This is a genomic window from Alcanivorax sp. 24, from assembly GCF_004360225.1.
GTDB lineage: Bacteria > Pseudomonadota > Gammaproteobacteria > Pseudomonadales > Alcanivoracaceae > Alloalcanivorax > Alloalcanivorax xiamenensis.
Genome location: NZ_SNUA01000008.1, coordinates 121,986 through 143,816 on the forward strand (window position 1 = coordinate 121,986; position 21,831 = coordinate 143,816).

Below are 21,831 nucleotides of genomic sequence, written 5' to 3' on the forward strand. Positions count from 1 at the left end.
TTTTCCTATGACCGATACCCTCACACTTTGCCGCCCCGATGATTGGCACCTGCATTTTCGCGACGGTGCCATGCTGGCCGAGACCGTGCCGGTGACCGCACGGGTGTTCCGCCGCGCCATTGTCATGCCCAACCTGACTCCGCCGGTCACCACCGTGGCCCAGGCCGAGGCCTATCGGCAGCGCATCGTGCCCCACATTCCCGCCGGCGTGGCGTTCGAACCGCTGATGGTGCTTTACCTCACCGACGAGACGCCGGTGGAGGAGGTGGCAAGGGCGGCCGCCAGTGGCTTTGTGCATGCCTTCAAACTGTATCCCGCCGGTGCCACCACCAACTCCGACAGCGGCGTTACCGATCCGTCACGGATCGCCCATCTCTATGAGGCGATGGAGAAGCACGATGTACCGTTGCTGGTTCACGGCGAGGTGACCGAGGCGGAGATCGACGTGTTCGATCGGGAGAAGGTCTTCATCGACCGTTATCTCACCGATATTCGCCGCCGTTTCCCAGCTTTGCGCATTGTGTTCGAACACGTCACCACCGGTGAAGCGGTGGATTTCGTCAAGGACTCCGGCGACGCCACCGCCGCCACCGTGACACCGCAGCACCTGATGATGAACCGCAATGATCTGCTGGTGGGCGGCGTGCGCCCGCATAATTACTGCCTGCCGGTGCTCAAGCGCCGCACCCATCAGGAGCGTATTCAACAGGCGGTGCTGGAAGGGCATCCGCGCTTCTTCCTGGGCACTGACTCCGCTCCGCACGCCCGCGACAAGAAAGAAGCCGCCTGCGGTTGCGCCGGCTGTTATTCGGCGCGGGCGGCGCTGCCGTTGTACGCCACTTTCCTGGAGCGTCATGGCGCGCTGGACAAACTGGAAGGCTTCGCCAGTCATTTCGGCGCGGATTTTTATCGCCTTCCCCGCAATCCGGACACCATTACCCTGCGGCGGGAACCCTGGGCGGTACCGCAACAGGTGCAGGCCGCCGGTGAAGAGTTGGTGCCGTTCCTGGCCGGCGAAACGCTGCCCTGGTCGGTCGCGCCGTGACCCCTTTGCCGGTGGTGGTGCTGACCGGCTTTCTCGGCAGCGGCAAAACCACGGTGCTGAATCACTGGCTGTCCGGGCGCGATGATCTGGCGGTGATCATCAATGAGCTGGGGCAGGTGGGCATCGACCAGGCGCTGGTGGGTGAGGCATCGGCGCCGGTAAGTCTGCTGGCCGGCGGTTGCGTCTGCTGCACGGTGCAAGGGTCGTTGCGCACCACCTTGCGCAACCTGTTCATGGCCCGTGCCGCCGGCGACGTGCCGCGCTTTTCCACCGTATTGGTGGAAACCACCGGCGCCGCCGATCCTTTCGGCGTCACCTCGGTGCTGGAACAGGATCCATGGCTGCGGCGTCATTTTCAGCTGCGATCGGTGATCACCACGGTGGACGCCCGATCCGGCATGGCGGGGTTGAGCCGGCATCCCGAGGTGATCGAGCAGGTGCGTGCCGCCGATGTGCTGTTGCTGACCAAGGCGGATCAGGTGGAACTGGAACAACGCGGGCCTCTGGAAGCCGCCCTGGCGGAATTGAACTCCGCCGCCGAACGGCAGTGGAGCGAACAGGGGCGGGTGGAACCGGCGTTGCTGGATCACGCCTTTCCACGCCGTTGCCGGGTCACCGGGCAGCTGAGCGCGGTGGCCGGCGCCGCCAGCCCGCCACTGGTCGTGGCGCCAGAGGCGGGCCGCCACCGGCTGCACGCCGCTGACCTGCGTTGGCGCGGCGCGGTGGACTATTTCGCGCTGCAGCCATTGTGGGCGGACCTGCTGGAGCGGTGTGGCCCGCGTCTGGTGCGGCTCAAGGCGCTGGTGGCGGTGGACAAACTGGATGGGCCCTTGTTGGTCCAAGGCGTGGGTGGCCAGCCATTGGAGGTGTCGCCGCTGCCGTCGTGGCCTGGTGGCGATGAGGGTAGCCGGCTGGTGCTGATTACCGATGGCGACGACCCGGTCTTTCCCGGCCAGTGCCTGGCGGCGTTCCGCGCGGAGCTGGATTCCATACGGCACTGACATTCTGCATATAAAGAGGAGCACCACCATGCGACGGTTGGCGATAGTGATGGCGTTGAGCACGGCGGCGGGGCTGGCCCAGGCGGCGGGCCCCCATGTGCATGGACAGGGCAATCTGGACCTGGCCATGGCCGGCGGCACTCTGCTGGTGGAACTGTCGCTGCCGGCGGCGGATGTGGTGGGGTTTGAACATGCTCCCCGGAACGATGAGCAGACGGCTCTGTTGGAAGATGCCCTGGCCCGGCTTGGCAAGGGCACCAATGTGCTGGAGCCGGCGCCCGACGCCGCCTGCAAGGTCACCCGCGAGAGCGTGCACAGTGGCTTGTCCGGCCCAGAAGGAGGAACCGGAGAGCATGACCATGGCGAAAAAAGCCATGATCCTGATGCCGACCACGACCACGACCACGACCACGACCACGACCACGACCACGGCGGTCATGCGGACTTCGAGGCGCGTTATCGCTGGCACTGCGATCACCCGGGAAAACTGGCGTGGATCGATGTGCCGTTGCTGGAATTCCTTAACGGCGTCACGCTCAAGGTGCAACTGGTCACCGATCAGGGCGCCCGTGCCGATACCCTGAAGGCACCCGACACCCGGTTGTCCATGGACGTGCAATGAGGACGTTGCAATTGAGAGAGGCACAACGCGGGAGGAGTAATGAGCACTGAGGTGCTGCGCTGCCAGGACCTGATTTTCGGCTGGCGCGAGACACCGGTGCTGGTGCTGGAATCGCTTTGCGTGGCCGCCGGGGAGAGGGTGTTTCTGAGTGGTCCCAGCGGTTCCGGCAAGTCCTCGTTACTGGCCCTGATCGCCGGTCTGGTGCTGCCGCGACAGGGCAGCGTCGCGGTGGCCGGGCAGGACCTGGCGGGCCTTTCCGCCGCCGGCCGTGATCGCTGGCGGGCCCGTCACCTGGGCATCATTTTCCAGCAGTTCAACCTGGTGCCGTACCTGAGCGGCCTGGACAACGTGCTGCTGGCCGCGTCGCTCTCCGGTATTGGCCGTGCGCCCGGCAAGGAGCAGGCGCTGGCGCTGGCGCAGCGCCTGGAACTGTCGGAAACACTGCTGGCCCGGAAAGCCACGGAGCTATCGGTCGGGCAGCAGCAGCGGGTGGCCGCGGTGCGGGCGATGATCGCCGAACCGGCGCTGCTGATCGCCGACGAGCCCACCTCGGCACTGGACGATCGCCGCCGGGACCACTTCATGACGCTGTTGCTGCGTGAGAGCGAACGCCAGAACAGCGCGGTATTGTTCGTCAGCCACGATCAACGGCTGGCGGCGCATTTCGACCGCCATCTTGATTTGCCCGCCCTCAACGGAGCGACGCCATGCTCTGGCGATTGACCCTGCGCAGCCTCTGGCATCGCCGCGCCACCCTGGTGCTGGTGGTGCTGGCGATTGCTTTGAGCACCGCCTTGCTGGCGGGCGTGGAGCGGGTCCGCCAGGAAACCCGCGACCGTTTCACCAGTACGGTTTCCGGAGTGGACCTGATCGTCGGCAAACCCAGCGGTGCTCTGAATCTGCTGCTCTATAGTGTGTTCCGCCTGGGTGAGCCGGTGGCGAACCTGGACTGGGGAAGCGTCGAGGCGATCACCAAGCGGCCGGAAGTGGCGTGGGTGGTGCCGATCTCCCTCGGCGACAATCTGCGTGGTTTTCCGGTGGTGGGGACCACCACCGATTATTTCCGTTATTACCGTTATGGTCGCGATGAACCACTGCGTTTCAGTGACGGAGAACCGTTCGATGATGTGTTCGACGCGGTGCTGGGCGCCGGGGTGGCGGCGCGGCTGGGACTGAAAGTAGGCGACGAGGTGGTGCTGGGGCATGGCACCGGCACGGTGTCGGTGCGGCGCCATGACACCATGCCGTTCAAGGTCCGTGGCGTGCTCGCCGCCACCGGCACGCCGGTGGACCAGTCGGTGCATATCTCACTGGCGGCAATGACCGCGATCCACCTGGATTGGGTGGCGGGTACACCGCTGCCGGGCCGCCACACCAGTCCGGATCAAGCGCGTGCCCGTGATCTGCAGCCGGATTCGGTGACCTCGCTGCTGGTGGGACTGAATTCCCGGGTCGCGGTGTTCCAGATGCAGCGCTGGATCAACACCCGGGCGCCGGAACCCTTGCAGGCGGTGATCCCCGGCGTCGCCCTGGGCCAGATGTGGCGCATGCTGGGAATGGTGGAACAGGCGTTAAGGGTGATCTCGGTGGCGGTGCTCGGTGTCGCCCTGTTGGTGATGCTCAGCGCCTTGCTCACCGCGCTCAACGAACGGCGCCGGGAGATGGCGATTCTCCGTGCCCTGGGGGCGCGGCCCTGGCAGATCGGACTGTTGATGGTGGGGGAGAGCGCTTTGCTGTCCCTGGTGGGCGTGGTGGTGGGGGTGCTGCTGTTGCAGGGGGTGGCCGCTTTGGTGATGCCGGTACTGAGCGAGCGACTGGGCATGGCGCTGAGTCTGTGGCGGCCAGCACCACTGGAAGCGCTGTGGTTGCTGGTGGTGCTGGTCAGCGGCATGCTGGTCGGCTTGATTCCGGCCTGGCGGGCCTATCGTCACACCCTCAGTGACGGGCTCACGCCACGCTATTAGAGAGGTCGAGAGAGTATGCGATTCGCTTTGGTGATGGTGTTGGCGATGCTGACGCTGATGGCGCGGGCAACGCCGGTGACACTGGAATGGGACCATCTGATTCCGGAGGACTGGAATCCGGAAAAGGAGGTCAACGAACTGGCGGAGCGTATCAACCGCACCGAGGATGAGGACCCCGAGGCGATGTCGATCATGGATGACATCCAGGCGCTGTGGAACAGCGCGCCCTTACAGGAAAGTCTGGACGACAAGGACATCCGGCTGGTCGGGTTCGGCGTGCCGTTGGAGGGCGATGCCGACCATGTGCGCGAATTTTTGCTGGTGCCGTATTTCGGTGCCTGCATTCATGCGCCACCGCCGCCGCGCAATCAGATCATCCTGGTCCGCGCCAGCGGCAAGGGCGTGCCGCTGGATGCGATCATGGGGGCGCTGCAAGTCACCGGCACCCTGAAAGTGACCCCGGAAGAGACCGAATACGGCCAGGCCGGCTACAGCATGAAAGCCAGCGACGTGAAGATTATCTCCGAGCCGCTGTATTAGGCGCTGAGGCGCGCACGTTATTCGCTGCCAAGGCAGCTTCCCACAGCGGCTTCGTAGTCCTTTCTGTGGGAAGCTGCCTTGGCGGCGAAAACGGCGCATGAAACGCGGCTTCTCGGCAAAACAATGTCTGACGGACGTATAGGAGCAGCGCTATTCATCTAAAGAAAGGCCCGCGATATGCTGTCGTCTGATCTGGAATGATGGAGTCAGCCATGCCGCAACACATGGACAACGCCGAACAGGCGGTGGACCGGGTTCTTGAACTCACCGGCGGCGAGGTGCGCCTGGGGATGCCGCTGGGCCTCGGCAAACCCAACCGTTTCGTCAATGCGTTGTACCAAAGGGTGAAGGCCGACCCCAACCTGTCCCTGGAAATTTATACCGCCCTGTCCCTGGGGCGGCCCGGTGCCGGCAGCGACCTGGAGCGCCGCTTTCTCGAGCCGTTCGCCGACCGCGTGTTCGCTGATTATGAGGAGCTGGACTATCTGCACGCGGTGCGCAAGGACGCCTTGCCGGAGAACATCCGCGTGTTCGAGTTCTTCTTCCAGCCGGGCAGCCTGTTGAACAGTACGGACGCCCAGCGGCATTACATCAGCGTCAACTACACCCACGCCGCCCGCGACATCAATGCCCGGGGCGTCAATGTGGTGGCGCAACTGCTGGCCACGCGGGAACGTGATGGCCGGCGCCAGTACAGCTTTTCCTGCAACCCGGAAGTGACCCTGGAGCTGCTGCCCATGCTCAAGGCGCGCCGCGATGCCGGTGAAACCATCGTCGCGGTGGGGCAGGTGCATCACGATTTGCCGTTCATGGAGAACGATGCGTCCCTGGAGCGCTGGTTGCCGGAAATGGACATTCTTCTGGATGACGAACAGGCGCGGACCCGTTTGTTTTCCACCCCGAACATGCCGGTCAGCCACCAGGACCATTTCATTGGTTTGCACGCCAGCCCCCTGGTTCGTGATGGCGGTACTTTGCAGATTGGTATCGGCGCTCTCGGCGATGCCCTGGTGCATCACACCCTGCGCCGGCAACACCACAACGATGAATACCGTGCCCTGCTGGGGCAATTGCCGATGTCCGACAGCCAGCGACAACTGATCGAACGTGAGGGCGGGGTGGGGCCGTTTCAGCAGGGACTTTACGGCTGCAGCGAAATGATGACCCACGGGCTGCTGACCCTGATCGATGACGGCATTATCCGCCGTGCCGTCTACGACTGGCCGGCGCTGCAACGGCGGGCGCTGGCGGACGCGGCGCTGACGCCGACCCTGGCGTTGCTGGATGATCTGCGCGCCGGTGGTGACCTGCCGGCGCGGCTCGGCGCCGACGATCTGAGCCGGCTGCGCCGCTACGGTATTGTTCAGGAGGAACTGGCGCTGCGGGACGGCGGCGATAACCTGTCGCTGCCCAACGGCGTGGTGGTACCCAATGATCTGGAGCAACGTGCCACCCGCGAGGCGCTCAAGTCGGTGCTGGGCCGCCGGCTGCTGGGCGGCATCGTCATGCACGGCGGTTTCTTCCTGGGGCCGCGGGCGTTCTACCAGCGCCTGCGTGAACTGGACGACGAGACCCGCGCGGCCATCAACATGACGCGGGTGAATTACATCAATGATCTGTTCGGTGAGGAGGCCATTTGCCGTTTGCAGCGGCGCGATGCCCGTTTCATCAACAGCGCTTTTTCCATCACCCTGCTGGGCGCGGCGGTGGCGGATCAGTTGGACGATGGCCGCGTCCTTAGCGGTGTTGGCGGCCAATATAACTTCGTCGCCCAGGCCCATGAGCTGGCCGGCGCCCGCTCCATTCTGATGGTCCGGGCCTGGCGTGAGCGTGGTGGGGAAGCGCAATCCAATGTGGTGTTCTCCTATGCCCACAACACCATTCCCCGGCACTTGCGCGATGTCGTGGTGACCGAATACGGGGTCGCCGATTTACGCGGGCGCAGTGACGAGGAAGTGGTGATGGCGACGCTCAACATCACCGACAGCCGTTTCCAGGCGCAATTGTTGGAACAGGCCCAGGAAGCGGGCAAGTTGCGGCGGGATTATCAGATCCCGGAAGCGCACCGACACAATACCCCGGAAGCGCTGGAGCGTCTGGCGGCCCGGGCCGGTGCCGGGGCTCTGCCGCCGTTCCCGCTGGGCAGTGATTTCACCAGTACCGAGCAGCGCGTTCTGGAAGCCCTGACCTGGCTCAAGGCCAAGGTCAGCCAGAAGGAATACCTCAAGCTGGGCCGCAAGGCGCTGTTCCAGGACCATCACGCGGAACGCCACGGCGAGGCACTGGAGCGGATGGGGCTGGCTGACCCGGACGGCTTGCGCGAGCGGCTGTATCAGCGCCTGCTGCTGACGGCGTTGGAGGCGACCAGGTCTCGCTGGAATTGACGGTTGATAGTGGACCGTTGAGAGCGAAAAGAACCGCTGTGGGAAGCTTGCTTGCAAGCGAATATTGCCAAGCGCCTGAGTGAGCCCCTTCGCTTGCAAGCATGCTTCCCACGGTGGCTAAAGATCAGGCTGTTCCAGGATCTTTTCCTTTCTGCTTCAGCGGTTGTCGTCGTCGTTGCCGTCTTCGCTGTCCTTCTCCTTGCCCGGCCGGCCACGTCCGGACAGCACCCGCCAGAACGGGATGCGGCGGGTCACCGCCACCATTTCATCCACGGTATCACCGATGCCGGAGAGCCGGTCCACGGTATCGCGCAGTCCCACCAACTGGTCGACGTGCTCGGAGATCTTGAACACCACCATGTAGAACTCGAGCAGGGCGCGCAGGGCCGACGCCATGAACAGGAACCCCAGCGGCGCGCCGATGAACAAAAAGAACAGGCCGCGCCAGGTGGAGGTCATGAACGCTTCCACCGTGAGATACAGCAGCCCCAGGGCGATGGCGGCAAGCGCCACGCCGTAGACGCCGGGAATCACCTGGATGATCATGTAGCGGTCGAAGCGAAAACTCACCAGCTCTTTCCAGTACTGCACCATCCAGAACAGAGCGCGGCGCAGCTTTTCATTGAAGGGGTCATGGGCCGGCGGGGATTGAGGCTCGCCGGTTTCGGGCGTGGTGTCGTCGTTGCGCGGATCTACCATTTGGCGTATTGCTCCTCGACAAAGCCGGGCTGGCCGGAAAGGGGCAGGGTGGTGCCATCGGGCAGCGTGAGCTCGCCATGGAACACCCCGAAAAGTTGATGGAAGTTGCTGGCGAACAGCGCCAGATCAAGGCGCTCGCGGTGTTCGCCGCGCGGCTCGAAACTCAGCCGGAGACGGCCGCAGCGGCTGTGCATTTCCCACCGGGCCATGAGATTGTCCCGCTGATAATCAAAGCTGACCCCGTCGAGTTTGATCAAACGGCCATCCAACCACAGGCAGTTTTCGTTGACGCTGGTTTCGTTGACGCCACAGGACACGTTCAGCCCCACCCGGTGACCGTCGATACAGGCGGAGAAACAGGCCCAGTTCCAGAACGTTTCGCGGCGCATGTAACCGGCGGAGAAATCATGATGGCCACCGACATTGCCCAGATCCGCCAGTGACCATTCACGGCCGCGCCAGCGCAACCGGCCGCGCAGCCCGACGCCGGCCACTTTGTTGGCGTAGACCCAGCCATTGATGCCGGTGCGGGTGCACAGGGACATGGGCTGGTAGCCGTCCGGCTCTTCCAGGGTGACATCCAGGTCGAGCCCGGCACCGCGCACGGTCAGGGACTTCTCCCGGTGGCCGCCGCTGGCGCGATAGCCCAGCGTGATGTCGGTGCCGCCGCGACGGAAGCGGCTTTCGCCGTTCACCGGGGAGTCCGACATGCATAAACCGCGCCCCAGCGGTGCCCGCCAGGTGTGCTCTTCCAGGGTGCCGGTGGCGGGTTCGTAAATGTAGAGAAAGGCCACGCCCAGATAAGCGGTGTCCGCCAGGGCGCAGCCGATCAGCAAATCGTCGCTGATCACGCCGAGATACTGGAATTGCTTGTAATGGAAATGACGGGCCCGGCGCGAGGCGGGGGCGCCCATCGGCGTGCGGTAGTCGTAGGCGCGGCCGTTGACGGTGGCGACGGAATCGGGAAACAGGCCGAGCCGGACCTGTCCACACGGGGCCACCAGTGGTTCGGGTAAGGGATCGAAATGCATTAAAAGGGCCAAGTGTCCGGCACCAGAAAACCCGGTGCGTTGTTATCGGTGAGGATCATCACCACGGATTGTTTGCGCTGAACATAGTCGCGCAATTCGGTGGGGGCAACCGGTGCGGTGAAATTGTCCGACAACAACTCGGGAATGGCCCAAAAGGCCCGGGGCACCGGCCGGGCCGGGGTGGACCACTGCGCGGCCCGGCACCAGAAGCCGCGTTGATGTCCCCGAGCCGCTTGCGCTGGTGGCGGGCAGGGCGGCATCGGGTAGAACAAGCGCCCCCGAGTCAGCGCCTGCCGATGGTCGATCGGAGCCATGGGCGGTTCCGCCGCGCTCACATCCAGGCTGCGGGGCAGCTGGCGCTGAAACAGGTGTTCGGCTTTGCTTTGCAGAGTGTCGCGCGGATTGGGGCCGGGCCATCGGCCGTCGTGGCCGAGAAAGAACTTGAGCGCCAGTTCCCAGTGCAGGCGCCGGCCGCTGCCGTGGTCAAACAGCACCATATCCAACTCCCCCAGCGTGCGTCCCTGTCGGCGTAGCGGAACATTGCGTGCCAGCAGTTCAAGGCGCTGGCCATGGGCAAGCAGAGCGGCCACCAGGGCTTCGAACCAGTGGCCGAGACGACCTTGCAGGGGAGGGGCGCCCGCTGCGGCGGCGCGATGGGGCCAATCAGGATCCTCGGCCAGGCATTGGGCCAGCAGAACACCGGCATCCTGGTCGGCGCCCGCTGGTGTGGCGAACAGAGGCGGGGCTTCGATCAGCCATTGAAACAGGCGGATCGCCGGTGGCCCCTCGAACGGGATGGAGGTCTCAGTGTTGATGGCTCAGTGTGTCCTCCAGGACTTCCCGAACTTCCTCGGCCCAGGCCAGCCAGGCCTCCTGGTCGAGAATGCCCCGGCGCAGGGTAAGATGCTGAAAGCGGCTGTTGCCCTCGCTTTGTCGCTCCAGTTTTCTGGCCTCGGCTTCGAAGTTGGCGAGTCGCTCCTTGCGTTGCTGGACCAATTGATCCAGTTCGCCAAGCAGGGTTTCCGGATCGGCCAGGGCGGCTCCGGCGACCTTCACCATGAAGGCGTCCCGGACCCGGGCCGGCGCCGCTGGGCGGCGCAACCATCGCACCAGTTCCTGTCGCCCTTCATCGGTAATGCGGTACAGCTTTTTATCTGGCTTTCCGTCCTGGGGCACATGGCGATAATGCACCATGTTCTGCTCGTTCAATTTTCCCAGTTCCAGATAGATCTGCTGGTGGGTGGCGTTCCACACCAGGCCGATGCTGTTGGCGAACTCCCGCGCGAGGTCGTAGCCGCTGGCTTCTTCGTCTTGTAACAGGACAAGAATGGCATGGCGCAATGACACGGCTGGCTCCTCGTTTTTTGTTTATCGGTCTCTCTACTGCGATAGTAGAGAGCGAAATTGTGCCTGCGCAATCCGTTGTATAAGCAGTTTTGTAAAAACTTAGTGAGGTTATATCCCTGCCTGATACCTAGGTAATACTTTGTTATGAAAGCGTTTTATTGATGAGTACAACGGATACATTCAGTGACGACATGTGCACAATAAGGGGGGATAAACAAGGAAACCGAGCACGAAATCAGAATGTCCTCTGCATGCCACAGTAATAGTGTACGGAGTGGAGCAACTGCTGGCGCTCCAATTTGGGGATGACCTTGCCGATAACGCCGAAGCTGGCGCGGCGAGTGGTATCGATGCCAACGGCGGCCACTTTACGCAAAATGGGGCCAAAATGAAGCAGTGCTATCGGTTTTTCGAAGTACCAGTTCAGAGCGACCTCGGTCATTTCACGCAGATAGGCGACCAGAGCGTCGCGGGCTTCGGCTTCCCTGCCTTCGTTCGCCAGGTGACGTGCCTGGCGGCCTTTTTCCGCCAGAGCCTCGTCGATGGGGAAGGCGACGTACCAGGTGCCGCCGTCCTTCGACTGGAAACGGATGTCATCCATATAGCGGGCGGCGGCCTGATTTTGCTCCAGATCCATCTTCCTGGCGCTGCGGCCCACCACCAGCCCGGTGGCCTTGGCGATGGTGTCGCAGGCCATGCGGATCAGACGCATCTGCCCGCTACCAAGACCGGCCATCGCCGCCGGTTTGAGGAAAAAGGTCCTCAGCGCCTCCTCGACGAAGGTCTTCATGATCGCTTCCATGGTTTCAGGCTCCGCTTTCCGCGCGCCCTCGTTCATGCGGCGAATAAAGCCATCGGTGGTCCGGTGCAGGGTTTCGCTGGAGGGAAAAGCCACGTAGGTCTTTGTTGTCATCGTTTGCTTCCGGTCTTCAAGGAACAGGGACAGAATTAGGGTGAACAGGCCCTGGCATGTTAGCGCTTCCTGACCGGCGCGGGCACGACTGCGGCGTCGGCACACCAGGGCCGGATCGGTAAACGGCGGGCGGATCGGCTCTTTCTTTTGCCCGGCGAATGCCCGATGATGCGCCTCCTGACAAATCGGAGAGACGGATGATAACGGTGGTCACACCCGACGCGGAACAGGTGACGCGTTGGCTGCAGCAGGCAAATATCCAGCACTATATTTGTGATCAGTGCCATGGGTTGCACCTGAGTGAGTTGCAGTCCCGGGAAGGGGTGGTGGACGCGCGCTTGTTCGTCGAGGAAGACGGTCTGTTACTGACCACGGAGCTGGAGATCCGCCCCGGTGCCTTGTTCGCGGTGCAGGCGGAACTGTCGGCTCTGAACATGCAGTATCCGTCCCTGAAACTGTTCCTGGACGTCAATGACGATTCCATGCCGAGGCTGGTGGCCTGCGACCTGCTGCTTGGCCGTCAGGGCGTGACCTTTGATCAGTTCATCTATTTCGTGCAGGCCACCGTGGACGGCACCGTACAACTGCTGGAAGAATGCCAGCAGGCGGGTTGGTTATTCTGGCCCGACGATGAGGGCGCGCCCTCGGAGCCCGGCGCGCTGCACTGAGCGTTTCCACCCGGAGCAATATCCCGGGACGCTTGAGGATGAGCGTCACTAGACGCTTGAGGATTCACCGAGGATCCTTCGCTGGAACCCACAATCAGCCCTTTTGACGCGCAGGCCGGTGAACGGCGGGCGCGGCTCATCGACAGCCTGGTGGCCCGTCATTACGCGGTCATGCCGGGTTATTTTCCCACGCCTTTGATCCGCGCCCTGCGCCGCGAGGCGTTGTTGCGTGATGCCCGTGGCGAATTTCAGGAAGCCGGTATCGGTCGGCGCGAGGATCACCAGCATGACCAGCGCGTGCGCCGTGACCGCACCTGCTGGCTGAACGGCTCGACCCTGGCCCAATGCCGCCTGCAGGAAGAACTGGAGCAGCTGCGGCTGGCGGTGAACCGGGAGCTGTTTCTCGGGCTGTTCGATCTGGAAGCGCACTTCGCCATCTACGATCCCGGCGCTTTTTATCGGCGCCACCTGGATGCCTTTCGCGGCAACTCCGGCCGCGTGTTATCGGTGGTGCTGTACCTGAATCAGAACTGGAGCAGTGACCTGGGCGGCCGCCTGCGCCTGTGGCCGGAACCGCACAGCCGCGTGGTGGATACGGAAGTGGAACCCCTCGGTGGCACGCTGGTGTGCTTCCTGAGCGAGCACATTCCTCATGAGGTGCTGGAGGCCCAGGCCCAACGAATCAGCATCGCCGGCTGGTTTCGCTGCAATAACACCACCGCCGAACGGCTCGATCCGCCACGTTGAAAAGGGATCCGCTGGCACGCAACACGCCAGCACGCTTGCACGCTAAGCAGGGCGGCATCGAGGACCCTGCGTAGTGAGTTCACGAACCCACTTCTGTTGTGACTTCCCAAGCACTCAGGCCTCTCCGTCTGACTTCGGGCTGGCAAGCCTGGCGTGCTGGCGTGTCGCGTGCCAGCGGAAACGGTGTATCCCCCCCTTGAAATCTTTTCGGCCCCCCCCATTTATCTCCCCGTGACCACAGCCGGCTGAAGTGTCACGTCCCAAACAGGCGTTCCGATGAGCGGGATGCCCGGTAAATTGTCCACCCCTTTGCCTGCGGGGAACGGGTGGTATGAATCTGGAGACGACGTGATGAATACTTTGGCACCTCTTTTTCGACACAGTGTGGGTTTTGACCGTTTCGACGAGTGGCTGGACGGCCTGCGTTCCGACCAGTCCGGCGGTTATCCCCCGTACGACATTATCCGTGACGCCGATGGCCGTTATCAGGTGGTGATGGCGGTGGCCGGCTTCCGTGAGGCCGAGCTGACCGTGACGGTGCAGGAGAATGTTCTGCGCATCACCGGCAAACCCGGCGCCGAGGAGCAGCAGGGCCGTACCTGGCTGCATCGCGGCATTGCCCGCCGTGCCTTCGAGCGCACCTTCCGATTGGCCGACCACGTGCAGGTGGACAGCGCCGCGCTGAACGATGGCCTGCTGGTGGTGCATCTGAAACGGGTGGTTCCGGAATCCGAGAAAGCCCGTCAGGTCCCGATCAACAAGGATTGATACCAATATACTCAGGGGCCGGTAACACCGGCTCCTGACATTCCCTTCCGTTATCAGGCTCCCTCCAATATAGCCAACTTGTCTATTCAACGCCCTGACACCGTTGTCGGCGGCGGCGCAGAATCGAAGATACAAGCCCGGAATGCACGCCCCCTGACGGGAGAACGCGTGATTCCGGCTGCGGACAAGGAGGCGGACCCATGAAACGCTTGTACTACGTTACCGGCACTCTCGACAGTGTCCAGAATATCTCCCGGGATCTGGACGTGACCGGGATCGACGAAGGCCGCATGCATGTTCTGGGCAAGGAATCCGGCCCGGTGATCCGGGCCCAGCTGCACGCCACCACCATCTGGGAAGATACCGAGATCATGCATGCTGGTTTTCTCGGCGCTCTGTTCGGCGCGCTCGGCGGTTTCATCATCGGCTCGGCGCTGGTGGCGATGGAGCCCTGGGGGCAGCAACTGGCCTTGAGCGTGGTGATCTTCAGCACCCTTTTCTGCATGTGCTTCGGCGCCTGGCTGGGCGGCATCTACGGTATTTCCAGCCGCAACCATCACCTGGAGCCCTACTGGAAAGACGTGGAGAATGGCAACTACCTGGTGATGGTGGACGCCGATACCGAAGTCCAGGCGCGCCGGGTGGAACGGATGATGGAGCAACGCCACCGCGAGGCCAGGGAAGTGGGTCACGAGGACGATTTCAGTCCGTTCAATTGAACTTGCAATGGCATAAACGTTTGGCCACAATGCGCGCTCGCCTTCACGGGCGCGTTATGGCCGACCTGCCGGTCCCCTCGCAACGATAAATCGCGCAACCCGCCAGGCCCGGAAGGGAGCAACGGACGCGGTGGACTTGTGTGCCGAGGTGCGGCTGGCGGGAAGGCCTCCATCTCCCCCCTTTCTTCGCCGCGCCATCACACCATTCCGTTCCCGTGCTGTTGCAACCCGGCCAGATTCGCTAGCATACGGCATTCGCCAAGCTTATCGCTTTTGCAAAGCCCGCATCCTTTTGGCTGGAGTACCATGAGTTACCAGGTTCTTGCCCGCAAGTATCGCCCGCGCACCTTCGATGAACTGGTGGGCCAGGAACACGTTTCCCGGGCGTTGATGCACGCGCTCGATCAGGATCGCTTGCACCACGCCTACTTGTTCACCGGCACCCGGGGTGTCGGCAAGACCACCATCGCCCGCATCCTGTCCCGCTGCCTCAATTGCGAGGAAGGCGTCAGCAGCCGTCCTTGTGGCGTTTGCCCCACTTGTCAGGAAATTGGCGAGGGTCGCTTCGTTGATCTGATCGAGGTGGATGCCGCCAGCCGCACCAAGGTGGAGGATACCCGCGAGCTGCTGGAAAACGTGCAGTACGCGCCCAGCCGTGGCCGCTACAAGGTCTATCTGATCGACGAAGTGCACATGCTCTCCGCGCACTCGTTCAACGCGCTGCTGAAGACGTTGGAGGAGCCGCCGCCCCATGTGAAGTTCCTGCTCGCCACCACCGATCCGCAGAAACTGCCGGTGACCGTCCTGTCGCGCTGCCTGCAGTTCAGCCTCAAGGCGTTACCGGCGGAACAGATCGCCCGCCACCTCAAGGACCTGCTCGAACGGGAGATGATCCGCTTCGAGGAGCCGGCGCTGCTGGCGCTGGGCAAGGCCGCGCGCGGGTCCATGCGTGACGCCCTCAGCCTCACTGACCAGGCCATTGCTTTCGGTGGTGAGCAACTGACCACCGGCGCCGTCTCCGGCATGCTGGGGACCGTTGATCGCGCTCATGTGCGGACCTTGTTGCGGGCGTTGGCCGAGGATACGCCGGCGGCGGTGCTGAACGCGCTGGCGGCGGTGTCCGAACACGCTCCGGACGAGCTGGCATTGTTGGACGAACTGGTGTCGGCGCTGCACGAGTTGGCGGTGACTCAGGCGCTGGGTGAAAGCGATGACGCCGACATGCAGGCGCTGGCCGGGGAGTTCACCGCCGAGCAGGTGCAACTCTATTACGACGTGGCTCTGCGCGGCCGCCGCGATGTACAGGACGCCCCGGACAGCCGCGCCGCGCTGGAAATGACGCTGCTGCGCATGGTGCTGTTCTCACCCAAGGGCGTGCTCGCGGCGGGGGAGGGCAGCGCCCCGGCAAAAAAGCCCCAGCCAGCCCCTAGCGACGCCCCCGCGGCGTCGGGCCCCGGCGCTATGAAGGCCATGCTGGACGGCGGCACCGCTGGTGCCAACGAGCAACCCGGATCGCAAGCGCGATTGGACGCCACGGTGAGCGCACCGCCGGCTCAACAGGCGGTGGCGGCGGAACCGGCGCCCGAGCCTGCTCTGGCTCCGCAACCTGAAGACCGCTACCCGCCCCGGAATGAACCGGCGCCCCCGCCTGAGACGGCCCCGCGGCCGGAGCCCGGAGCCGCGGCGCTGTCGCGGGCTCTGGAGACCGCGCCAGCGGCACTGGAACCCGAACCGGAACCCCAGTCCGAGCCCGAACCGGAACCCGGGCCGGCGGCCGCCGAGCAGCCGGTACGTCGGCAGCCGGATCCCGAACCCTTGGGGGAGCCCCGGGATGACGGCGAAATGGCTTCCTGGTGGGCGGCGTTGTTGATGCGGTTGCCGCTGGACGGGGCGGTGCGGCACCTGGCCCGCAACGCGGTGCTGGCGGAGCGCGACGAACATCAGTGGACGCTGGAACTCAGCAATGGCCACCAGGTGCTGGTCAATAATGAGCGTCTGGAGGAATTGGGCGGCGCGCTCAGTGATTACTACCATCGCCGTATCCGGGTTCAGGTGCGTTACCATGAAACCGTGGCCGATACCCCGGAGTTGCTGGATCAGCAGCGCCGTCAGGAACGGCTGGAGGAGGCGCGGGCATCACTGCTGGCCGACGACACCGTGCAAACGCTGATGAGCCGTTTCGGCGGCCGCCTCGATGAAGACAGTATCCGCCCCCGCGACTAGGGCCCGAACAGGTAGCAAAACGATGGATTTCGACATGAACGACCTTCTCAAGCAGGCCCAGGCCATGCAGGAGAAGATGAAAAAAATGCAGGAAGACGCCGCCAACGCCGAAGTCACCGGCGAAGCCGGCGCCGGTCTGGTCAAGGTGGTGATGAATGGCCGCCATGACGTCAAGAAAGTGGAGCTTGATCCCAGTGTCATGAGCGAGGATAAGGAATTCCTTGAGGATCTGCTGGCCGCCGCCGTCAATGACGCGGTGCGCCGGGTCGAACGCAGCCAGCAGGATGCCATGAAGAACATGGCGGGTGGCGGGCTAGGTGGTTTCCCGTTCCCGGGCATGTAACGGATCGATGTGATGAAGCATCCGCCCCTGGTGGAAAACCTGATCGACGCCTTTACCTGCCTGCCCGGTGTGGGCCCCCGGTCCGCGCAACGCATGACGTACGCCTTGCTGGAGCGGGGTCGCGAGCAGGGGCGTGAACTGGCTGACGCGCTGCGCGCGGCCATGGATGGTGTCAGCCACTGCGAGCGTTGCCGCAACTATGCCGAGCGGACCAATGCGGAGCAGACCCTGTGCGCCATTTGCCTGGACCCGCGCCGGGATCCGTCGCTGATCTGTATCGTGTCCTCGCCGGCCAATGTGCCGGCGGTGGAACAGTCCGGTGAATTTCGTGGCCATTATTTCGTGCTGATGGGTGAGTTGTCGCCGCTGGACGGTATCGGGCCGCGGGAACTGGGTCTGGATGTGCTCGAGCAACGGCTGCGTGACGGTGAAATTCGCGAGCTGATTCTGGCCACCGGCACCACCGTGGAGGGGGAGGCGACCGCTCACTATGTCCTCGATCTGGCCCGGGAAGCGGGCGTTAGTGTCACCCGCATCGCTCAGGGTGTTCCCATGGGCGGTGATCTGGAGTTCGTCGACGGCGCCACCCTGGCTCAGGCCCTGCGCGCCCGCCGCCCGTTCGAGGATTGAGCGAAAAAGCCGCCGGCACGCTTACACGCAGCGCGCCAGCCCTTGTGCGCGGCCTTGCCGCGCGGTATTCGCTGGCAAGCCAGCTCCCACAGCGTCTTCGTAGCCGAACCTGTGGGAAGCTGGCTTGCCAGCGAACTTAGCGAACTTATTGCACCCCCTCGATCACCATGTAACAGTCTCCTTGGCTCGGCTACACACAGAACAAGGAGAACAGCATGGCCTCGATCATATTGCCCCGTGTGCTGGAGGTGGGCGCCGGCGCCATGGCGCGCCTGCCGGCGGTACTGCAGGGGCTCGGTTGCCGCAATCCGCTGATCGTCACCGACCGGATGATGGCGCGACTGGGGTATCTGGAACGTTTGCGGGGGTTGCTGGCGGAGGCGGGCATGGGCTCTGACGTGTTCGCCGATACGCTGCCGGAGCCCACCGCCGCCTCTCTGGAAGGCGGACTGGCGATGGTACGCGACGGTGATTATGACGCCGTGGTGGCCCTGGGCGGCGGCAGCCCCATCGACAGCGCCAAGGCCATCGCCGTGCTGGGCAGGCATGGCGGCGTAATCAATGATTACCGCTTTCCGCGTCAGGTGGATGAAGCGGGGTTGCCGGTGATCGCCATTCCCACCACCGCCGGCACTGGTTCGGAAGCCACCCGTTTCACCATCATCACCGACGAACGTACCGACGAAAAACTGCTCTGCGTCGGCGCCGCCTTCATGCCGGTGGCGGCACTGGTGGACTACGAGCTGACTGTGTCGGTGCCCCCGCGAACCACCGCGGACACCGGTATCGATGCCATGACTCACGCCATCGAGGCCTACGTCAGCCGCAAGGCCAACGGCTACAGTGACAGCCAGGCTCTGGCGGCGTTGCGGTTGATCGGTCCTCATTTGCGTCGTGCCTACCACGATGGCGAGGACCGGGCGGCGCGGGAAGCGATGATGCTTGGCGCCACGCTGGCCGGAGTGGCCTTCTGCAACAGCTCGGTGGCGCTGGTGCACGGCATGAGCCGTCCCATCGGTGCTTTCTTCCATGTGCCCCACGGCTTGTCCAACGCCATGTTGCTGCCGGCGGTGACCGAATATTCGTTGCCGGCGGCCTCGGCCCGTTACGCGGATTGCGCCCGCGCGCTGGGGTTCGCCGGGCTGGATGATGACGATGCCCGCGCCAACGCCAAGTTGTTGGAGACCCTGGTGGCGATTAATGATGAGTTACAGGTGCCGACGCCGGCGGGCTTCGGCATCGACCGCGACCGCTTTTTCGAGGTCCGTCACACCATGGCGGAACAGGCCCTGGCTTCCGGCTCGCCGGGGAACAATCCCCGGGTGCCGGAGGCCGAGGAGATCGTGCGGCTTTATGAGGCGCTTTGGTGACTGGGACGGTACATGCGCCATGGTGGGATCATTCGCTTTGAATCATGGGCTACGAAGCCGCTGTGGGAAGCTTGCTCGCAAGCGAATATTGTCAAGCGGCTGAGTGAACCCCATTCACTTGCGAGCAAGCTTCCCACAGCGAGGCCCTATCCGTGGGAGTCTTGCTGGCTCCGTGGCCTTTCACTTCGAAGCCGTTGTGGGAGACTGCCTTGGCAGCGAAAAGGCCCTGAGATCGAACTTGCATCGTATTCGCTGGCAAGCCAGCTTCCCACAGCGGAGGAGCTACGAAGCCGCTTTAGCAGCGAATGGCGCGTTGGCGTGCCGCCGTTGACGAATTCGTCCTCCAGATTGCGCGTTCCGGTCTTTGTCCGGCCAGGCGGGGTTTGCTACCTTGTAAACCAAGCAAGCGCTAGGTATGGCTGGTGCCAGGGCGACAATCACAGGAGGTTCCGTGTCCACACTCGATTATTTCAATGACACCCACCGGATGGTGCGAGAAACCGTGAAGGCTTTTGTTGAGCGGGAGATCCGCCCGCACGTGGATGAGTGGGAGGAGGCGGGGACTTTTCCCCGTGAGTTGTACGTCAAGGCTGCTCAGGCGGGACTATTGGGGATTGGCGCGCCGGAGCGCTGGGGCGGCACCGGCGAGGATGTGTTCATGAAAGTGGCGGCCTGTGAGGAGATGGTGCGATGCACCTCCGGAGGTGTTGGCGCCAGTCTCGGCTCCCTGGACATCGGTTTGCCGCCGGTGTGGAAGTGGGGCAGCGACGCGCTGCAGGAACGGGTGGTGCCGGCGGTGCTGGCGGGGGAAAAGATTTCCGCGCTGGCGATCACCGAGCCTGGCGGCGGTTCCGATGTGGCGAACCTGCGTACCCGGGCGGTCAAGGAGGGTGATCATTACCGGGTGAACGGCTCGAAAACCTTCATTACCAGCGGCGTGCGCGCGGATTATTACACCGTGGCGGTACGCACCGGGGATGCGGGATTTGGCGGTATCAGCCTGTTGCTGGTGGAGAAGGGCACCCCCGGTTTCACCGTCGGCAGGCAACTGAAGAAGATGGGCTGGTGGGCATCGGATACCGCCGAGCTGTTCTTCGAGGATTGCCAGGTACCGGTGGAGAATCTCATTGGTCCGGAGAACGGCGGCTTTTACTGCATCATGAGCAATTTCCAGATGGAACGCCTGATCCTGGCCGTCACCGCCAACATGACCGCGCAGGTGGCACTGGAGGAGGCGCTGGCCTATGCCCGTGAGCGTCAGGCGTTCGGGAGGCCGCTGGCCGGCTTCCAGGTGACCCGCCATAAACTGGCGGAAATGGCCACGATGGTGAAAGCGAGTACCGAGTTCACTTATCGGGTGGCGGCTCGTATCGCCGCCGGTGAGGATTGCGTGCTGGATGTGTCCATGGCCAAGAATCAGGCTACCCAGTGCGCGGACCGGGTCACCTGGGATGCGGTGCAGATCTTCGGTGGCAGCGGCTTCATGCGCGGCACCGTGGTGGAACGGCTGTTTCGCGACAACCGCATCCTATCCATCGGTGGTGGCACTTACGAGATCATGAACGAGATCATCGCCAAGCGGCTGGGGCTGTAGGCAAGTCGCATACAACGAGACACCGGCATGCTGACAAACCATTCGCTGCCAAAGCGGAGCGCCGCCCGGCGGCTTCCCACAGCGGCTCCGTGGCACGCCTGTGGGAAGCGAGTTTACTCGCGAATGAAGTGACGTGCCCAATCCGCGAAAATTGATCGGACGGCAGCAATTCACGAACCGTGATATCGCGGTGTTCAGGTACATTCCGCCCGGGTCGGATCCAGCTTGCAGCGAATCCGTTTTTGCAGTGCCAGCATATCGGCGTCGTAGAAGCCCCGCTGCTGTAACTGGGTCCGGCCTTCCTGCATCATGAGTTCGTACTCCTGCTTGTCGCTGTCGGGAATCTGCACCCACCATTTATCGTTGACCGTGGCGGCCTCACGTTGCAGTTGTTCGATGACGCGATCCAGATTGTTGTAAAAATATTCGCGGGATTGCTGTGCGATCCGTTCCGGGAAGCGCGCCTTGTTGGCGACCAGTTGAATGGACAATTGCAGTAGCGGGTAGTCAATGATGCCGCCGTCCGGTGACAGTCCCTTGTACAGTTCCAGAACCTCATAGACCACCAGGGGCGCGGCAATCATATCCACCACGCCATTGTTGAATTTGGTGGAGAAATTGGTGATATCCGAAGAGACCGGCGTGGCGCCCGCCTGAGCCACCATGATCGCCTGGGTTTCATCGAACTCCAGCACCGCCATCTTCTTGCCGGCGGCCTTGGCCAGGGAATCGATGGCCCGGTCATTGACGAAAATATAGGCGGCCCCCGCCGGTGCCAGGCCAATGACTTCATAATCGCCGTGGCTCATTGGCTTGGCGCTGCGTGGATCGGCCAGCACCTGCAACAGGACTTTCATGTGTTCCATGGTTGGCATGGCGCCGATGGCGTCGACGGTGCCAACGTATTTGTTGAACTTGCGGGCGCGCAGGCCGGTGATCAGGGAGGCGTCACAAACGCCGGCCTTGAGATCCTCGGCGGCGATGGCTTCATTGGTGTAAGCCACCAGCTTGGCTTTCAGCCCCCATTGCAGCGCGGCGGTCTGCCAGTCCTTCATGGCGGTCATTACCGGACCGACGTTACCGGCCAGATCGAACACGCAGATACGCCTCTCGATCGGATCGGCGGCCTGGGCCAGGGAAATGGTCAGCGTGGCGCATAAGGCCAGCACAATGCGAAGACTTCTTATCATGGTTATTGTCCTGCTTTTGAGTAAAGTTGGATC

The 21,831-nt window shown here is 63.3% G+C and carries 22 protein-coding genes and 1 other RNA gene; 17 read left to right on the top strand and 6 right to left on the bottom strand.

What is annotated here, in order from left to right; genetic code table 11:
* The first annotated feature begins 7 nt into the window (after window positions 1–7).
* The 7 genes from pyrC (at window position 8) to E0L37_RS12685 (ending at window position 7,556) form a co-directional block, all read left to right on the top strand.
* Window positions 8–1,045, top strand: coding sequence for a dihydroorotase (gene pyrC / locus E0L37_RS12655; RefSeq protein ID WP_133492090.1), 1,038 nt, complete (start codon window positions 8–10; stop codon window positions 1,043–1,045).
* Entirely contained in the window at window positions 1,042–2,046 is a 1,005-nt protein-coding gene (locus E0L37_RS12660) for a GTP-binding protein (RefSeq protein WP_133492091.1), read from the top strand. The genes pyrC and E0L37_RS12660 overlap by 4 nt, the downstream gene beginning before the upstream one ends.
* A gap of 28 nt (window positions 2,047–2,074) precedes the next feature.
* Window positions 2,075–2,668, top strand: coding sequence for a DUF2796 domain-containing protein (locus E0L37_RS12665; protein ID WP_166643062.1), 594 nt, complete (start codon window positions 2,075–2,077; stop codon window positions 2,666–2,668).
* Between the two features lie 39 nt (window positions 2,669–2,707).
* Complete coding sequence (locus E0L37_RS12670; RefSeq protein ID WP_133492093.1) at window positions 2,708–3,391, top strand: ABC transporter ATP-binding protein; 684 nt, start codon at window positions 2,708–2,710, stop codon at window positions 3,389–3,391.
* Entirely contained in the window at window positions 3,376–4,632 is a 1,257-nt protein-coding gene (locus tag E0L37_RS12675) for an ABC transporter permease (RefSeq protein WP_133492094.1), read from the top strand. The genes E0L37_RS12670 and E0L37_RS12675 overlap by 16 nt, the downstream gene beginning before the upstream one ends.
* A gap of 15 nt (window positions 4,633–4,647) precedes the next feature.
* On the top strand, window positions 4,648–5,172 hold the full coding sequence (locus E0L37_RS12680) for a DUF3299 domain-containing protein (protein ID WP_133492095.1): 525 nt from the start codon (window positions 4,648–4,650) through the stop codon (window positions 5,170–5,172).
* A 212-nt stretch (window positions 5,173–5,384) separates the two neighbouring features.
* Window positions 5,385–7,556, top strand: coding sequence for an acetyl-CoA hydrolase/transferase C-terminal domain-containing protein (locus tag E0L37_RS12685; protein WP_133492096.1), 2,172 nt, complete (start codon window positions 5,385–5,387; stop codon window positions 7,554–7,556).
* A gap of 156 nt (window positions 7,557–7,712) precedes the next feature.
* Here E0L37_RS12685 and E0L37_RS12690 read toward each other — a convergent pair whose 3' ends face one another.
* The 5 genes from E0L37_RS12690 to E0L37_RS12710 form a co-directional block, all read right to left on the bottom strand.
* Entirely contained in the window at window positions 7,713–8,255 is a 543-nt protein-coding gene (locus E0L37_RS12690) for a DUF4282 domain-containing protein (RefSeq protein WP_133492097.1), read from the bottom strand.
* A complete protein-coding gene (locus E0L37_RS12695) occupies window positions 8,249–9,286 on the bottom strand; it encodes a DUF2804 domain-containing protein (RefSeq protein ID WP_133492098.1) in 1,038 nt (345 codons plus the stop codon). Before E0L37_RS12695 ends, E0L37_RS12690 begins: the two co-directional genes overlap by 7 nt.
* On the bottom strand, window positions 9,286–10,101 hold the full coding sequence (locus tag E0L37_RS12700; protein ID WP_133492099.1) for a DUF1853 family protein: 816 nt from the start codon (window positions 10,099–10,101) through the stop codon (window positions 9,286–9,288). The genes E0L37_RS12695 and E0L37_RS12700 overlap by 1 nt, the downstream gene beginning before the upstream one ends.
* A complete protein-coding gene (locus tag E0L37_RS12705) occupies window positions 10,091–10,633 on the bottom strand; it encodes a PadR family transcriptional regulator (RefSeq protein ID WP_097058181.1) in 543 nt (180 codons plus the stop codon). Before E0L37_RS12705 ends, E0L37_RS12700 begins: the two co-directional genes overlap by 11 nt.
* Window positions 10,634–10,868: 235 nt before the next feature.
* Window positions 10,869–11,546 (bottom strand): hypothetical protein, encoded by a 678-nt coding sequence (locus E0L37_RS12710; protein WP_133492100.1) that lies wholly within the window; start codon window positions 11,544–11,546, stop codon window positions 10,869–10,871.
* A gap of 197 nt (window positions 11,547–11,743) precedes the next feature.
* On the opposite strand from E0L37_RS12710, the gene E0L37_RS12715 reads away from it, so the two are divergent.
* From E0L37_RS12715 to E0L37_RS12760, 10 genes are all read left to right on the top strand, one after another.
* Window positions 11,744–12,214 carry a YbjN domain-containing protein gene (locus E0L37_RS12715; RefSeq protein WP_133492101.1) on the top strand — a complete coding sequence of 157 codons (471 nt, stop codon included), beginning with the start codon at window positions 11,744–11,746 and terminating at the stop codon, window positions 12,212–12,214.
* A 150-nt stretch (window positions 12,215–12,364) separates the two neighbouring features.
* The gene (locus tag E0L37_RS12720; protein WP_342352125.1) at window positions 12,365–12,961 is read left to right on the top strand and encodes a 2OG-Fe(II) oxygenase; all 597 of its coding nucleotides are present in this window, start codon (window positions 12,365–12,367) and stop codon (window positions 12,959–12,961) included.
* A gap of 351 nt (window positions 12,962–13,312) precedes the next feature.
* Entirely contained in the window at window positions 13,313–13,729 is a 417-nt protein-coding gene (locus E0L37_RS12725; protein ID WP_080531218.1) for an Hsp20 family protein, read from the top strand.
* Between the two features lie 200 nt (window positions 13,730–13,929).
* Window positions 13,930–14,448, top strand: a complete 519-nt coding sequence (locus E0L37_RS12730; RefSeq protein ID WP_133492102.1) for a hypothetical protein — start codon at window positions 13,930–13,932, stop codon at window positions 14,446–14,448.
* A gap of 66 nt (window positions 14,449–14,514) precedes the next feature.
* Window positions 14,515–14,611, top strand: an RNA gene (gene ffs / locus E0L37_RS12735) — signal recognition particle sRNA small type.
* A gap of 143 nt (window positions 14,612–14,754) precedes the next feature.
* A complete protein-coding gene (gene dnaX / locus E0L37_RS12740) occupies window positions 14,755–16,671 on the top strand; it encodes a DNA polymerase III subunit gamma/tau (RefSeq protein WP_133492103.1) in 1,917 nt (638 codons plus the stop codon).
* Window positions 16,672–16,693: 22 nt separating this feature from the next.
* Window positions 16,694–17,014, top strand: a complete 321-nt coding sequence (locus E0L37_RS12745; protein WP_133492104.1) for a YbaB/EbfC family nucleoid-associated protein — start codon at window positions 16,694–16,696, stop codon at window positions 17,012–17,014.
* Window positions 17,015–17,026: 12 nt separating this feature from the next.
* A complete protein-coding gene (gene recR, locus E0L37_RS12750; protein WP_133492105.1) occupies window positions 17,027–17,644 on the top strand; it encodes a recombination mediator RecR in 618 nt (205 codons plus the stop codon).
* Between the two features lie 215 nt (window positions 17,645–17,859).
* Complete coding sequence (locus E0L37_RS12755; RefSeq protein WP_133492106.1) at window positions 17,860–19,014, top strand: iron-containing alcohol dehydrogenase; 1,155 nt, start codon at window positions 17,860–17,862, stop codon at window positions 19,012–19,014.
* A gap of 451 nt (window positions 19,015–19,465) precedes the next feature.
* Window positions 19,466–20,608, top strand: a complete 1,143-nt coding sequence (locus tag E0L37_RS12760; protein WP_133492107.1) for an acyl-CoA dehydrogenase family protein — start codon at window positions 19,466–19,468, stop codon at window positions 20,606–20,608.
* Between the two features lie 194 nt (window positions 20,609–20,802).
* On the opposite strand, the gene E0L37_RS12765 is transcribed toward E0L37_RS12760, so the two are convergent.
* On the bottom strand, window positions 20,803–21,798 hold the full coding sequence (locus E0L37_RS12765; protein WP_133492108.1) for a putative solute-binding protein: 996 nt from the start codon (window positions 21,796–21,798) through the stop codon (window positions 20,803–20,805).
* Window positions 21,799–21,831: the final 33 nt, after the last annotated feature.

What these genes read in the sequence shown, in the direction of transcription:
- E0L37_RS12665 (WP_166643062.1), top strand. Translation starts at nt 2,075, where the DNA reads ATGCGACGGTTGGCGATAGTGATGGCGTTGAGCACGGCGGCGGGGCTG.
- E0L37_RS12755 (WP_133492106.1), top strand. Translation starts at nt 17,860, where the DNA reads ATGGCCTCGATCATATTGCCCCGTGTGCTGGAGGTGGGCGCCGGCGCC.
- E0L37_RS12685 (WP_133492096.1), top strand. Translation starts at nt 5,385, where the DNA reads ATGCCGCAACACATGGACAACGCCGAACAGGCGGTGGACCGGGTTCTT.
- E0L37_RS12695 (WP_133492098.1), bottom strand. Translation starts at nt 9,286, where the DNA reads ATGCATTTCGATCCCTTACCCGAACCACTGGTGGCCCCGTGTGGACAG.
- pyrC (WP_133492090.1), top strand. Translation starts at nt 8, where the DNA reads ATGACCGATACCCTCACACTTTGCCGCCCCGATGATTGGCACCTGCAT.
- E0L37_RS12725 (WP_080531218.1), top strand. Translation starts at nt 13,313, where the DNA reads ATGAATACTTTGGCACCTCTTTTTCGACACAGTGTGGGTTTTGACCGT.
- E0L37_RS12715 (WP_133492101.1), top strand. Translation starts at nt 11,744, where the DNA reads ATGATAACGGTGGTCACACCCGACGCGGAACAGGTGACGCGTTGGCTG.
- E0L37_RS12690 (WP_133492097.1), bottom strand. Translation starts at nt 8,255, where the DNA reads ATGGTAGATCCGCGCAACGACGACACCACGCCCGAAACCGGCGAGCCT.
- E0L37_RS12710 (WP_133492100.1), bottom strand. Translation starts at nt 11,546, where the DNA reads ATGACAACAAAGACCTACGTGGCTTTTCCCTCCAGCGAAACCCTGCAC.
- E0L37_RS12745 (WP_133492104.1), top strand. Translation starts at nt 16,694, where the DNA reads ATGGATTTCGACATGAACGACCTTCTCAAGCAGGCCCAGGCCATGCAG.
- recR (WP_133492105.1), top strand. Translation starts at nt 17,027, where the DNA reads ATGAAGCATCCGCCCCTGGTGGAAAACCTGATCGACGCCTTTACCTGC.
- dnaX (WP_133492103.1), top strand. Translation starts at nt 14,755, where the DNA reads ATGAGTTACCAGGTTCTTGCCCGCAAGTATCGCCCGCGCACCTTCGAT.
- E0L37_RS12670 (WP_133492093.1), top strand. Translation starts at nt 2,708, where the DNA reads ATGAGCACTGAGGTGCTGCGCTGCCAGGACCTGATTTTCGGCTGGCGC.
- E0L37_RS12765 (WP_133492108.1), bottom strand. Translation starts at nt 21,798, where the DNA reads ATGATAAGAAGTCTTCGCATTGTGCTGGCCTTATGCGCCACGCTGACC.
- E0L37_RS12675 (WP_133492094.1), top strand. Translation starts at nt 3,376, where the DNA reads ATGCTCTGGCGATTGACCCTGCGCAGCCTCTGGCATCGCCGCGCCACC.
- E0L37_RS12680 (WP_133492095.1), top strand. Translation starts at nt 4,648, where the DNA reads ATGCGATTCGCTTTGGTGATGGTGTTGGCGATGCTGACGCTGATGGCG.
- E0L37_RS12730 (WP_133492102.1), top strand. Translation starts at nt 13,930, where the DNA reads ATGAAACGCTTGTACTACGTTACCGGCACTCTCGACAGTGTCCAGAAT.